Origin of the sequence: Microvirga massiliensis (assembly GCF_001006805.1) — a bacterium.
Taxonomy (GTDB): Bacteria; Pseudomonadota; Alphaproteobacteria; order Rhizobiales; family Beijerinckiaceae; genus Microvirga; species Microvirga massiliensis.
The window spans coordinates 12710-26104 of sequence record NZ_LN811356.1 but is presented as its reverse complement, the minus strand read 5'-3'; the positions used below and the strand labels follow the sequence as shown (position 1 = coordinate 26104).

9 protein-coding genes are annotated in these 13395 nt (G+C 58.4%); 6 read left to right on the top strand and 3 right to left on the bottom strand.

The genetic code is table 11. The features are described 5' to 3' along the window. The 3 genes from BN1233_RS46040 to BN1233_RS20635 form a co-directional block, all read right to left on the bottom strand. On the bottom strand, nt 1-709 hold a 709-nt coding region (locus BN1233_RS46040), incomplete at its 3' end, for an IS630 family transposase (protein ID WP_082145565.1). Between the two features lie 124 nt (nt 710-833). Further along, nucleotides 834-2162, bottom strand: a complete 1329-nt coding sequence (locus tag BN1233_RS20640) for an O-antigen ligase family protein (RefSeq protein ID WP_147707407.1) — start codon at nt 2160-2162, stop codon at nt 834-836. A 269-nt stretch (nt 2163-2431) separates the two neighbouring features. Further along, nucleotides 2432-3907: an undecaprenyl-phosphate glucose phosphotransferase gene (locus BN1233_RS20635; RefSeq protein ID WP_048708628.1), complete on the bottom strand. Its 1476-nt coding sequence runs from the start codon at nt 3905-3907 to the stop codon at nt 2432-2434. A gap of 641 nt (nt 3908-4548) precedes the next feature. Between BN1233_RS20635 and BN1233_RS20630 the strand changes: the two genes are divergently transcribed. From BN1233_RS20630 to BN1233_RS20600, 6 genes are all read left to right on the top strand, one after another. After that, nucleotides 4549-5298 (top strand): metallophosphoesterase family protein, encoded by a 750-nt coding sequence (locus BN1233_RS20630; protein ID WP_046865519.1) that lies wholly within the window; start codon nt 4549-4551, stop codon nt 5296-5298. Between the two features lie 325 nt (nt 5299-5623). Then, the gene (locus tag BN1233_RS20625; protein WP_187144331.1) at nt 5624-6715 is read left to right on the top strand and encodes a polysaccharide biosynthesis/export family protein; all 1092 of its coding nucleotides are present in this window, start codon (nt 5624-5626) and stop codon (nt 6713-6715) included. Nucleotides 6716-6774: 59 nt separating this feature from the next. Then, nucleotides 6775-7074, top strand: coding sequence for a hypothetical protein (locus BN1233_RS20620; RefSeq protein ID WP_046865518.1), 300 nt, complete (start codon nt 6775-6777; stop codon nt 7072-7074). Between the two features lie 373 nt (nt 7075-7447). Continuing rightward, nucleotides 7448-9700 (top strand): polysaccharide biosynthesis tyrosine autokinase, encoded by a 2253-nt coding sequence (locus BN1233_RS20615; RefSeq protein WP_048708630.1) that lies wholly within the window; start codon nt 7448-7450, stop codon nt 9698-9700. A 129-nt stretch (nt 9701-9829) separates the two neighbouring features. Then, nucleotides 9830-10768 (top strand): glycosyltransferase family A protein, encoded by a 939-nt coding sequence (locus BN1233_RS20610; RefSeq protein ID WP_197094567.1) that lies wholly within the window; start codon nt 9830-9832, stop codon nt 10766-10768. A 958-nt stretch (nt 10769-11726) separates the two neighbouring features. Further along, nucleotides 11727-12890 carry a glycosyltransferase gene (locus BN1233_RS20600; RefSeq protein ID WP_048708632.1) on the top strand — a complete coding sequence of 388 codons (1164 nt, stop codon included), beginning with the start codon at nt 11727-11729 and terminating at the stop codon, nt 12888-12890. Nucleotides 12891-13395 lie beyond the last annotated feature (505 nt).

The window sequence follows — 13395 nt, the reverse complement described above, 5'->3', positions numbered from 1 at the left end:
CGAGATTGTCGAGGATCACGACATCGCCTTTCGACAGGGTCGGGGCGAGCTGCGTCGCGACATAGGTGTCGAACGCCGCTCGGGTGATCGGGCCATCGATGATCCAGGGGGCGCTCAGCTCATGGCAGCGCAGGCCCGCGATGAAGGTGTGGGTCTTCCAGGGCCCGAACGGTGCTGACGCCAGCAGGCGCTTGCCCCGGCGGCTGCGGCCGTGCAACCGCACCATCTTGGTGTTCACACCGGTCTCATCGAGGAACACGAACCGATGGGGCTGCGCGCGCATGCGGGGCTGGCGCTGGTCTCGCCAGACCCGGCGCTCGTCGCGAATGTCGGCGCGTGCGCATTCCGTGGCCAGCAGGTGTTTTTTATATGTGAAGCCGCGCCGGCCTAAGAAGCGCGAGAGGGTCGCGGGAGCGGCGCTCACGCCATGCTCTTCCAAGAGCCGGGCGACGAGGTCCGGCATCGTGATGTCGGGTTGCCTCTCCACCACACGCACGAGAAAGGCCTCGTAGGGCGCCAGCTTGCCTTGGCCGCGGGGCCGGCCCTGACGCACCGGAGCCGGTGAGCCAGATTGCGCCTGATGGCGCATCAGCTTGATCGCACAGCTGTCGCTGACCCCGAAATGCCGCGCCGCCGCCCGGCACGAATGACCGGCCTCGACAAAGGCCACGATCCGCGCCCGCAGATCGAGAGAATAGCTTCGACCCATGATCCCCCTCCTGCTGCAAGAAGGGAAGCACAGGTCAGCCCAGCCCAGAAGCTAAAGAATCCTATTTCCCGTCCGAGGCTCTAATCCGATGCTTTGGTCCTTGAGCGGCGTATCGTTCGATGCGCTAGAAGTATGGCCGGCGATAGCCGGTGGACCCATTCCGACCCGAAGATCGTCGCGGATTTTGATAACGAAATCCTGATCCTATGGGGTCGCAGCGCGCCCTTAGGGTGCCATACGGGAGCACCCTTGCACCCGCCCTTCTTCCGGACATGAGGGCCGCTGCTTCGGCCGCAACCATGTCACCGAGGGTCGTGCGCAATCCTATAAGAATACCGAGGAAGGTCCACATAACACCCCAGAAGTGAACCGTGAAACCGATTACGATCGCCAGACACAGCACAATAGAAAGCGCCCGCCTCATACGAACGAGGTATGGATCCAGCAAACTCTCGGGAACTTTTGGGGCGGTATTACGCATGGACGCGAGAAGGGCGCCTCCGAGCAGAAGAGAGCACGGAATTCCGTACACGACGGCGAGTACGAGCCAAATCGTATCAATGCTGGGCGGCATCCACAGCGGGCGCGCCCAATCCTCACGTCCTATACCTACCCACGGCGAGTTGAGAGCGTCGGCACCCGCGTATTCCCAGATCAAGAGTCTGACATAGGCAGTCTGTGCATCGAATGTCAGACGGTTTATCAGCGCGCGTACAGGATGATCGCTTATGATCGTGAGCAGGAGAAGCGCCGCAGCAATCACCCCGATCAGCAGACGCCACCGGCCCGGTACTCCGCGAAAAATGCGATCGTAGGCCATGATTCCGAATGCTATGAGCAAGGCCAAGAGAGGAGCTGAAGAAACCGTGAGCACGACACCAAATGTGCATAATGCTAGGCCAGCGAAGCGCAACTTCACGGTACGTAGGCCATAGAACAGGATAACTGCAGCGAACGCACACAACGTGCCGAACAGGATTGGGTGTTCGAGCATCGCCCGCGCGCGCAGCAGCCCATTCCTATATTGGTTATCAATCGTCCGCTCACCAGTTAGCCTTGCAATCGACTCGGTAACGAGATTCCGCCCTACCAGAGAGTCGAAGAGAGCAATCAGCACGAGAAGTAGGATTGCTACTGCAAGCCAGAGAACATACGTTTCAACGTCCTGCCGCGTTCGAACAAATCCGCGCATGATCAGATAACCACCGAGGAACTCGAGTACAACGAGACCTCCGGACTCAGCGCTCACAGCAATCCCTTCAGTCGCTGTGAAGGCACCGAGGATCCAGAAGCACATGAACACGACAAGGATATCTGGGAGTTGAATGTGTCGAGTACCGTTTCCCAGGCCTCGTATGTAGGAGAAGAGGGCCGGGAAGAATAAGACAAGCAGAATAGCTCGCGTGAACGTAATTTTCGCGATGTCAATTGGGAGAATCAGCTGAGCCGGCATGACGAGGCCAAGCGTCAATGCAGCGAGAGCATATTTTGCACCAGATCGCGCAACTCGCCCTGGGCCTTGCACTCGAGAAGCGCCCCTTCTGGGATATGCGCTTCCTCCTCTCATCGGTAGTGCAAGAACTGGCGATGCCATGTTGATCCTGAATTAGCGCTCAGAAACTATGCCGACTGCAGTTGCCACTCAAAGCTCTGCTGTCGCGGGCTCGACTGCCAAAGGCGTTTGATGCTCACGAACGCGTATTTGGTTAATCAGGCCTCGCCTTAGTAAGCATTTCGCGACGTCAACACCTGGACGCAGGTCCGGAAGATGATCTTCAGATCGAGGAGAAGGCTCCAATTTCCGATATACCAGAGATCGTGCTGTACGCGCTGGCGCATGATGTCCACTTCGGCGGTTTCACCCCGGAGGCCGTTCACCTGTGCCCAGCCCGTAATCCCCGGCTTGACGTGCTGACGTATGGCATAGTCGGAAATCAGCGTAGCGTAGTGGTCATCGTGCGCGATCGCGTGCGGTCGTGGCCCCACGAGGGACATGTGACCGAGCAAGACATTGATCAGCTGAGGTAGCTCATCGATGCTGCTGCTGCGCAGAAACCGCCCGGTGCGCGTAACCCGCGGATCATTCCTGGTCGTCTGGCGGATGACAGGCCCGTTGTCCAGCGTGGTCATGCTGCGGAACTTGTAGATCGCAAATGTTCGTCCGTTGAACCCCGTCCGGTTCTGACGGAACAGCACCGGGCCGCGGCTGTCGATCTTGATCGCACAGGCAACGAGTACCAGGAGCGGCATCAGCATGAACAGACCAAGCCCGGCAAAAGAGACATCGATGGTTCGCTTCAAGACCTGCTCCGATCGAGTCAGGGGAGCGCGCTTGACCTCAATGCCGACCCCGGCGCTGCCGTAGAGAATGGCTTCAGGAAGAAGGGGACGCGATTGCCCGTCGGGAACGAGCCTGACCGGGAGGGGGACCACGTGGAGTGCAGCCACCAGCGCGTCGATGCGTGACTGGTCGCGCCACGTGAGGCACACGAGAACCTCGTCGATATCCTGCTGGCGAACGACGTGGCAGACCTCACTCACGAGATCGGCCCAATGGTCCGACTGCGAGTCTAGTTCGGCCTCTGGCGTTGCCACGAAGGAGCCCGCAATTCGGTAGCCGGCCCGCCTAAGCAGCTTCGCCAAGGCAGGGTCGCGCGACTCCTCTGGATCGTAGATTGCGATTGCTGCTCGCGCTCGGAGCGCCCCATTTGCAAGCCCCTCCGCGAGCAGCCGGGAAGTCGAGACACGCAGCAGTGGCAGCACGATGAGGCCGGAGGTGAACCAGATCAGCATCGTCCCCCGTGAGAGAGAATCGGCGATCTTCAACAGAAAGGCTGCGGTCGCGAAGAAGGTGAACACACCAACCCAGACCAGAACCGCGCGTCCTGTCTGGCGGACTTCGCCGACCAGCGACATCGGCTGGTAAAGGCCGAGCGCCTTGTGTGAGGCAACGAACAAACCACCAGCGACCAAGCCCGCACCGGCAAACCGGTCGATATCTCCAAGGGTCCCGATCGCGACCGTATGATAGAGCGTCCCGCTGGTAATGCTGAGAGCGATGATAACGACAAAGTCAATAGATGCGAGCACCCAACCGAGCTCGTGATAATCGATACCGAGCCAGTGTCGTGCCTGTGCCCGACTAGCATCGGGAAGTTCGACTTCTTGCCTCGTCTCGCGTCGAAATTCAGCGTGCATGGGCCCTTCATCTAAGCTCCGAGCATCGGGAGTCGACCCTGTTTCGCCCACCTTCCCGATGATCGTCATTGCCTTACGAGGCGGAGATATTCTTGAAAGGACAAAGCAGAGCTTGGTCGTACTCCCCTCTCGGCGTAGGCAGAAAATTGGAACACGCTGCAGGGACGTCCGCCCCTTGGCTGTGGCGCCTCCCCTCCAACGTGAGCAGGTGTCGAAAGTTCCAGCCGATCAGGCATCAATGTGGAGGCGTTATACATCGGCGGTTCTGCTCCCCATCCCGGCGGGTGCGCGGGGCCGGATCCCGCAGTCACGCTCGAACCCGTGCCATGAACTGCACACCGAGCACTCGACAAACGGGCGGTGAAGCAACAAGGGACAGGCACCCGACACCCCTGGTCTGGTGGGCAGCCGTTGCGGGCAGCCCGGAGACATATAGAGATATCAACGTAAAGACAGGTGGCGGCTGCTACGACAGCTCGGCCCCGGAAAGTACACAGCCACTCTGGGGTTCCGCACCCGATGCCGCCGGATCATATTCTTGCCCCGGTATGTTGCACCTGCACGATGGCTCCTCTCGCAGAACCAAGGGAGGTGGCCCGACGGGTTGATTCCGGTATAGAATTTGCTAGCCAGTTTCTGTCATGCTGTCGAAGCTTCTCCGCAAGGCCGCCCCCACCCCTCCTCTCCCATTTGCGGTCGAGGATGGCACCAGGATCTATGCTGTCGGCGACATTCATGGGCGTGCGGACCTGCTGGCGGAGATGATCGACCGGATCAGGGTCGACATGGACCGGTGCTCGGCTCACCGCCTCGTCACGGTATTCCTGGGTGATTACGTAGACCGTGGGCCCGACTCACGGCTCGTGGTCGACATGCTCTTGGCGCTATCGCAGGGCGGAAATGCGATCTGCTTGAAAGGCAATCATGAGGCGATCCTCGTCCGGTTCCTTCGGGAACCGATCCTCTGGGAGAACTGGGTCGCCCTCGGTGGACTCCAGACACTCCTGTCGTACGGCCTCCGGGTTCCGGCACGGCTGTCTCGCGAGGACCAAGTCCGCGTAGCCGAAGAATTCAGGCAGGCCCTCCCTGCGGAGCACCTCTATTTTCTGGAGAGCCTGCCCCTGACCCATGTCAGCGGAAACGTCGCTTTCGTCCACGCTGGCCTCCGGCCGACCGTGCCGCTCGACCGACAGCAGGAGGAGGATCTCCTCTGGATCCGGCAGCCCTTCCTCGACCACCGAGACCCCTTCAGCCACTTCGTGGTGCATGGGCACACGCCTGTCGAAAGTCCGGAAGTCCATGCGAACCGGATTAATATCGATACCGGAGCTTTCGCAACAGGTAGGCTGAGCTGCATCGCACTCCAGGGGAACTCGCATACCTTCCTTTAACGTCCCCATTTCTGCGTGCGCCCAGCACCGTCCGCTGCGGCCCGAGCGTGGCTTCAGCGCAACACCTCCGATCAGAGACGTGGTCGAAGGCTTGGCAGCATTGCTGAGTCGGACACCTGAATGCTACCGAAAAGCTGGACGGATCAACTCCGGGCAGCACGCCCTCTGTCGGGCTGCCCCGGAGCGGGCGTGAGGGGTAGCTTTGACGAAGCGTTTGCACTTGAGCCTGGTTGCTCTCATGGCCACCGTCCTCGGCGGTTGCGGAGGATTCCTTCCGAAGGATGGTCCGGCAGGCCAAGAGGTTAGGTCAGCCGCCGAGGTTTCCTTGTCCGACTCGTCAAATGTGAGCTACGCGATCGTCAAGCTCACGCCGACGATTGTGCGGCATGCTCAGCGCCAGGTGAAACGCCCGGTTCTGTTCCAGTCGAATGTGCGGGCTTCCGGCCTTCCCGATGTCCGGGTCGGCCCCGGCGATTCGGTCAGCATTACGATTTTCGAAGCGCAGGCCGGCGGCCTGTTCATTCCCGGGCAGCCCGGCAGCTCGGCCGGGAACTTCGTCCAGCTTCCGCCCCAACAGGTCGATCGGTCGGGACGTATCAGTGTGCCCTATGCCGGCGAAATCAACGCGGTCGGAAGGACGCCTGCCGAGATCCAAGCCGATATCGAGGAGCGACTGAAATCGCGGGCCATCGAACCCCAGGCCGTCGTAACGATCACGAGTCGCCAGTCGGAGGAGGTCAGCGTCCTCGGGGATGTCAATCAGCCCGCCCGCTTTGCCCTAGAACCCGGGGGAACGCGGATCCTGAACGCGATTGCGCGAGCTGGAGGCTCGAAGTTCCCTGGTCATGAGAGCGTCATTACGCTCCAGCGCCGAGGCAGGACCGACCAGGCGGTTCTCACCTCCATTGTGCAAAACCCGAGCTACAACGTGAACCTCACCCCCGGCGACGTGGTTTACGTGTCTCACGAGCCGCGGAATTATCTGGTGTTCGGAGCCACCCCGGCGCCGGGAGCGGTCGGCGGCCAACAGAACCGCCGGTTTGCATTCGACAAGGATAATCTTACCCTTGCGGAGGCCGTGGCTACGGCCGGTGGCCTGGATGGCAGCCGCGCAGATCCACGTTCGGTTTTCCTCTTTAGGCATGAATCACAGAAATATCTGAGTGATATCGGCGTGGATGTCAGGCGTTACAAGGAACCAATGGTCCCGACCGTCTACACAATCGACATGTCCGATACGCAGGGATTCTTTCTCGCAAATTCGTTTTACATGCGAGATCGCGACGTAATCTTCGTCTCTGACGCACCAAGCGTCGACCTGCTCAAGTTCCTGACGATTATCGATGCGATCACTGGAACCGTGAACAACATCGCTTCCACTCGGAATCAAATCCAAGGCAACACGGGTAATAATTAGGCGGGGCAGTTTTCTGCCCTAGCTTCTTCGAGGTCGGCACGTCTCAAAGGATGTTGAACATGGTTCGATTGCTGGGCGCATTGGGTCTGTTAGCCGTATTCAACGTCGCCATGCCGGCCTTGGCCGACGAGCCGGGAGACGTCCCTCGGCGCTCCGCAGTGCGCTCGCACCAAGTGGTTCGGGATTATGTCGAGTTTCCTCGGCTCGTTCCTGACTGCCGGGAGGACTGGAATTCGACCCTGCTCCGCTGCGCTCCTCGGGAATATGTCTGGGCCGATGATGATCTGGCGACTTTGAACGCGCTGAATGCCCTTCCCTCGAGAGTGCGACGCCCTTATCCGGAACTATTTTCCTGGTAGAGGAACCCTCTCCCTCTCTAACGCGTTGCACTTGGGCCGCCCTCGGGCGGCCTTTTTCGTCATGCCGCCGCTCAGGGGGCGCAAAGCTGCGTTAGCGGCTGTTTAAAAGGGAACACTTTGGCATCCTGAACATTGTTATTGGTGGCTTGGCCATATCCGATGTGGCTGCCGCCTGGGGAGGCAAAGTTCCGCTATGCTTTTGGCTAATCTCGACGGTGCATTGCACCCGTCGCTTCGGCATCGTTCGGATCGCGGCGCTGCGAAGGCCCAGTCTCTCCTCTGCACAGGAGAGGCCACCAAGCCTGTTCGCCAAGCTACTGCCCTGCCATCCTATCTCTAGGCCCGCCTATTCAACGATCGACGAGGAGCGCGGATGAACGTCATTCCCCGATACGAGGCGGATCCCCCGATACAGGATCTCCTGCCCGAGAGCTCAGATCGCGGCGAGAACGAGATCGCGCAGCTGGTCCTGATGGTGCGGCGCCAGCTGCCTCTTATCATGGCCATGGTTCTGGTCGGAGTCGGACTCGCAGGCTTGTATCTGGCCACTGCGACTCCGTGGTTCACGGCCTCGACGGAAGTCCTGATGGAAACTCGTCAGAATTTGGCTCTCCGCCAGGATCCGTTCGCACCCGACAGGCCGGTTGACTCTTCTCTGGTTGAAAGCCAAGTCGCGACGATCTCCTCGGAGAGAATTTCAAGTGCCGTAATCCGCAACCTAAAGCTAACCGAGGACCCAGAGTTCACTGAACCTCAGCTGGGACCGCTCACTCCCCTCTTGAGGACTGTTAATTCTGCTCTCGGAAAAGAGTCCACTCCGAGTGAGGAGGAGGTGTTCCGGGGCGTGACCGAGGCGTTCGCGAGCCGCCTGACGGTGCGGCGCGTTCCGATGACCTATGTCTTCGAGATATCCTTTACGGCCCTGACGCCGGAGAAAGCAGCTCAAATCGCCAATGCAGTTGCGGAAGCCTATATCACGGACCAGCTACAGTCCAAGTTCGAGGCCACGCAGAGGGCTGAAACCTGGCTCCAAGAGCGAGTGAACGAACTTCGGCAACAGGCGAACGACGCCGAGCGGGCCGTTCTCGATTACAAGCTGGCCAACAACATCATCACCTCCGACGGCAAGCTGGTCGATGATGCCCGGATCAGCGATCATGATCAGCGCCTCAACCAGGCTCGGGCCGGCCTGGCAGAGGCTGAAGCCCGCCTGAGCCGTATCACGCAAATCATCGATAGTGGGCAATTCGATGCTGCGGTGACGGATGCCATGTCCAGCAGCGTGATCAGTCCGCTGCGGCAGCGCTATCTCGATGTCTCGGCGCGCGCTGCAGACTGGGCCAAACGATATGGCGAGCGCCACGCGGCGGTGAAGAATCTCCGGAGCGAGATGGAGATGCTCGAGCAATCGATGTTGTCCGAACTCAAGAGAATACGTGAGACATACGAGAGCGATGTCGCAATCGCGAAGGCGCGGCTTGAGTCTGCGGAAAAGGCACTTCAGGAAGAATTCGAGCGGTCGGGCCGATCCCGGGTGGCGAACGTCAAGCTCCGCGAGCTCGAGGGCGTGGCTCAGACTGCTCGCGCACTATACGAGAACTTCGTTCAGCGTCAGATGCAGGCGGCGCAGCAGTCGAGCATGCCAGTTACTGATGCGAGGGTAATCACGAACGCGTTGCTTCCCCAATCGAAGAGCCACCCCAAGCCGCTGCTTGCCCTTGCCTTGGGGCTGGCAGGAGGACTGGCGGCCGGTGCTGGTTTCGGGCTGCTGCGAGAACTACTCAACAGAACAGTCCGTAACAAGCGTCAGCTCGAGCGCGCGGCGGGTATTCCTTGTCTGGCGCTGCTTCCGAAGATTCGGACAGGACCCAGCCGGCAGCGCTCTGCAGAGCGGAAGGCAGGCCAGCGTGAGGTACTACCACGACGCATGGAATTGATTTCTGTGCTGCGTGCCCCGTTCTCGCAGTTCGCTGAAGGTATTCGTTCCATCAAGCTTGCGGCCGACCTGAATCTCGCCGGGGGCGAGGGTGGCGTGGTAATTGGTGTGGTGTCGTCGCTGCCAGGCGAAGGCAAGAGCACGGTGGCTTCGAACCTGGCTTTCCTTGCGGCTCAGACAGGATCCCGCGCGCTGCTGATCGACTGCGACATGCGCAATCCTACCCTGACGCAGGGGCTAGCACCCAAGGCGGAAGCTGGACTCCGAGGGGTGCTCGAAGGGCATTTCACCGACATGGATGAGGTCATGTGTGTGCATCTCGCTACGGGACTGCACTTCATGCCCGCCAGTTTAAAGAATATCCCGGACAATACCAGTGGCCTGTTGAATAGCCCGGCTATGGAACGTTTGCTCAAAGTCGCGCGGTCCCGTTATGATCTGATTGTTATTGATTTCGCGCCCATGCTGCCGGTCGTGGATGTGCGCGCTACCGCCCATCTCATCGACGGCTTCGTTCTCATTGCTGAATGGGCAAAGACCCACGTAGACGCAGTGTCCGAAGCCGTGTCGCTCTCAACGGCAGCGCGCAACCGGCTCCTTGGATCAGTGCTCAGCAAAGTGGATATGAAACTAATGCGTCGCTACGGCGAATATGACGGAAAATACTACGCCCAGTATTTTGAGCGCTGATGCAGATACAACTTCACCTATATTAAAATTGAGCTCAGCCATGCTTTAAAGTTAATAGGATCAGCCCAATCTTACGGCCCAATACGTCAAGTATTGCGTCCCAATACCAGTGCATGGTGGACATATTGCTTGGCCATCCCGCCTCACCCTGTTACGCTCATCGTTTTGTGCCTGATCATGACATCCGAGTTCACCCACGACATTCTGATGATCACATACAATCGCGCGAACTACACTCGCCGTTCGCTCAAGCGATTGCTTGACAGTTGCGATGAGAGATCGCGTGTGTGGGTGTGGCACAATGGAACAGATCCGGAAACAATTCAAGTCGTTGAGAATTTCCGTTCCCATCCAAGATTTTACAAGTATGAGTTCTCTTCAGAGAACAAGCGCCTTCGCGAGCCAACGAATTGGTTCTGGCAAAACTCCTGTGGCGAATTTGTCTCCAAGGTAGATGATGACTGCTTGGTCGGCGAGTCCTGGTCACAGAAGCTGATCTCTGCTCTCCAGGATAATCCCAATCTCGGCGTGATTGGTTGCTGGCGGGGGCACGACGAGGACTATGTACCCGAACTAGCAGAGAAAAAGATCAGAAATCTTCACGGTGGCCATCGTGTAATGGAGAATTGCTGGGTACAGGGCAGTAGCTATGTCATGCGTCGCGATGTGATTCGCCAGCTTGGCTCGCTGAAGCCGCAGGAGTCCTTCACCGACTATTGTATTCGCGCAGCTCTGAACGGTTGGAAGAACGGCTTCTATTTTCCATTCATTCACGAGGAACATATGGACGATCCACGCTCGTCGTTTTGTGAGATGCGGACAGACGAAGAGTTCAGGGCTAATCGTCCGCTCACGGCGATCAATTTCCACACGACAACATTGGCACAGTGGGCAGCTCTTGAGCGCGAGATGGCAATTTCCATACAAGCGGCTTCCCCTGATCCAAGAGATCACTCCGGCTGGAGAAGACGTCTTGGAGGGCTTGCCAAGCGAGTGCGAAAACTCGTTGGCATTGAAGACTCATGGCGCTTGGCCGGCAGCGCACGGAACATCGATTCCGCCAATTAAAGCATACCGTCAACCTGGAACCCGCCCAGCAGGGAGGCGGGCGGCTCAAGCGAGGGAGGCTCAGATGGATGTCTAAGGCCTCACCCAACAGTATCGCTGAATGGGGCCAACCGTTATGCGGGTTATGACCACGACCGTAGCTGAATATTGCGCAGGCACAGCCGGCTTCGCCGATATTCCCTTGCAGATCATCACCGCCACTTGCTCCAGGGCGAAGATGGTGAAGCCGTTCTCTGGACATTCAATATGGATTCTGGCGCTGGTCGACCACTTCGGTGGGCAATCTCGGCCGCGCGGGCTCTGACGCGAAATTCGGCCGATCCTTGACGAGTTCCGACAGAAGCGAAGACATCATGGAAGCTACCCACAGCCGAGCCCGCTCAACGGGTGGGGGATCACTACCACTTGTAAATCTTAATTGCTTGAACTGCATACCGGGTAAACCTGTGCCACGTCGAATCCGCCGTCGCCCCGAGGACAATATCAACCGCTGCGCTCATCCAGCCCGCAGACGACAGCAGAGCGGTGCGAGCTCGGTCCTTCGCATGTCGCCAAGCATCGCAGTCTCCGCTGGATCCCTATCTGCGCCGTGCTCACTACCCCATAGGCTATCTGGCCGGTGTTCACCTCCAAGCGCTTTCAGCGCGTCACACCGGCCAACCCGTGCGCCTGCAAAAAGATCCTTACCTGAGTATTTGCATGTGGACTCTGCCAGCGACTGGCTTATGCCGAACGCCTCCCTCTACCGTGGACCGAACGAACGCCTTCCTGGCATTGATCAAATCAGTTTCACAATGCGGGCGAATGCGGCTATGCTGTTGTCGATTGATGCCGACCTATCTCTCGAAAGGCTTCAACGGCCCTTCCAAAACTGCGGCCCTCATTATTTCATTCTTTTCCGGGCGGACGCTGGATCAGTTACCTTCTGACCGCAATCAGATCACGATTGAGCAAGCAAATGGCTACGAGACTGCGCACAATCGTTGCTTCGAACTATAATGGCCAGAAGGCGCTCTACAATGCCCTGCCGTTCGAGTTCAGCAACGTTATCGCGCGTATGGAGGGGACTCGGGTACTCGCGCCGGAGCGCAGGCAGCGTCCTGTGCCCTTCGACTTAGCGGCTACTACTTGGTCGAAGGCAAGGCACCGGCTAGGCCTTGGGCGATCGACACAATTGGTGCCCATTACTGTCGAAGAGGATTGCGACCTCTTCTTCTACGTCTGCATGAATGCGAGCCACCTTGCTGACTTGAAAGCCATTCGAGGCTGGAGAGAGCGAAGCCGGAAGGCGGCCGCCTTTGTTTTTGAGACATGGTCTAGCCATCTTCCTTCTAACAGAGCCGAATTACATCTCCTCAATGAGTTCGATCATGTATTCCTGTTCAACAAGGCCAGCGTTACCAACGTACAAGCCTACACGACTACTCCATGCAGATTCCTCCCCGCAGGAACGGATACTCTACTAGCAACGCCGTTCCCAAATAATTTATCTCGTTTAATCGACGTATACAGCATGGGACGTCGCTCCGACCCGACTCATCGACAGCTACTGGAAATGGCGGCGCACAAAGAGATCTTCTATATCTTTGATGTAGGCACTGGGCTGGAAGTTTACGACTTCTGGCAGGCGAGGTTTGTCACTCTCAATTACATCAAACGTAGCCGGTACTTCATTGCCTATGACCTTAAAGTTGGACCGAAAGCTCTTGAGTCGTCTGGTGAAGAGGCCGTTCCAGCCCGCTTTTTTGAGGGCGCGGCTGGTGGAGCAGTCATGCTTGGTACCAAGCCGAAGTGCCCCGAATTCGATGACCTGTTCGACTGGCCCGACGCATTGATCGAAATCCCCGTTGAGCCAAGCGATATGAGGCGGATCCTAGCAGAATTGAACCGTGATCCCGACCGTTTGGCGGTCGCAAGCTTCAGGAATGCATATGAATCGCTTCGTCGGCATGACTGGTCCTATCGCTGGCGGGATATCCTCCAAATACTTGGTTTTGAGGCCTCGGAGGGCGTAAAGGCCCGTATTGCGGAACTTAATTCACTCGCGGACTCTGCCGAGAGGAGCCATTCAAGATTGGTCTGCGCGGATGCCCGAGAAACGTTTCCCGCACGACACGCGTAAGCAAGCTTCACCACGGCATCCACTTCATGCCCCTCGGCAACACACAGTCGGCTGGCCCCGAGATCAACAGAGCGAGACCATCTGGGCTGAGCCTTCCAGTTCGGCAGTGCAAAAGACGGCGTCGATCGCCGCCTGACTAAACCGTGGCCTCCTTGAACGGCGAGACAAGTCGAGCCCTTGAACCGCCCCCGAGGAGACAAGCGTCACGTGCTCTGATTGTGCTCAGGATGAGCTACACGGTCGTCTCGGCAACTTCCTGCCCGTCCACAACTTTGCCCGTCGCCCCAAGACTCTGCACGACCTCACTCCTGCGAATAAATCTGCAAGGTTTGAACAGCCGAGCCTCAGTACGTGAGGCGCGCCTCGCTCCATCGGATGCCGGGATTAACTCCTTGTCTGGCCTCAAAAATCTGTTCATCAATGTTGTCTCAGCCCTCTAGCCCTCCATTTAGGGAGGGAATGGCGTCACGAGCTGCCCAAGATCCCATCTGCTACCCGGAAAGGG

Bases quoted from the DNA above. Each gene is read 5' to 3' on its own strand.
- BN1233_RS20640 (WP_147707407.1), bottom strand. From the start codon at position 2,162: ATGCCGGCTCAGCTGATTCTCCCAATTGACATCGCGAAAATTACGTTC.
- BN1233_RS20635 (WP_048708628.1), bottom strand. From the start codon at position 3,907: ATGCACGCTGAATTTCGACGCGAGACGAGGCAAGAAGTCGAACTTCCC.
- BN1233_RS20630 (WP_046865519.1), top strand. From the start codon at position 4,549: ATGCTGTCGAAGCTTCTCCGCAAGGCCGCCCCCACCCCTCCTCTCCCA.
- BN1233_RS20620 (WP_046865518.1), top strand. From the start codon at position 6,775: ATGGTTCGATTGCTGGGCGCATTGGGTCTGTTAGCCGTATTCAACGTC.
- BN1233_RS20615 (WP_048708630.1), top strand. From the start codon at position 7,448: ATGAACGTCATTCCCCGATACGAGGCGGATCCCCCGATACAGGATCTC.
- BN1233_RS20600 (WP_048708632.1), top strand. From the start codon at position 11,727: ATGGCTACGAGACTGCGCACAATCGTTGCTTCGAACTATAATGGCCAG.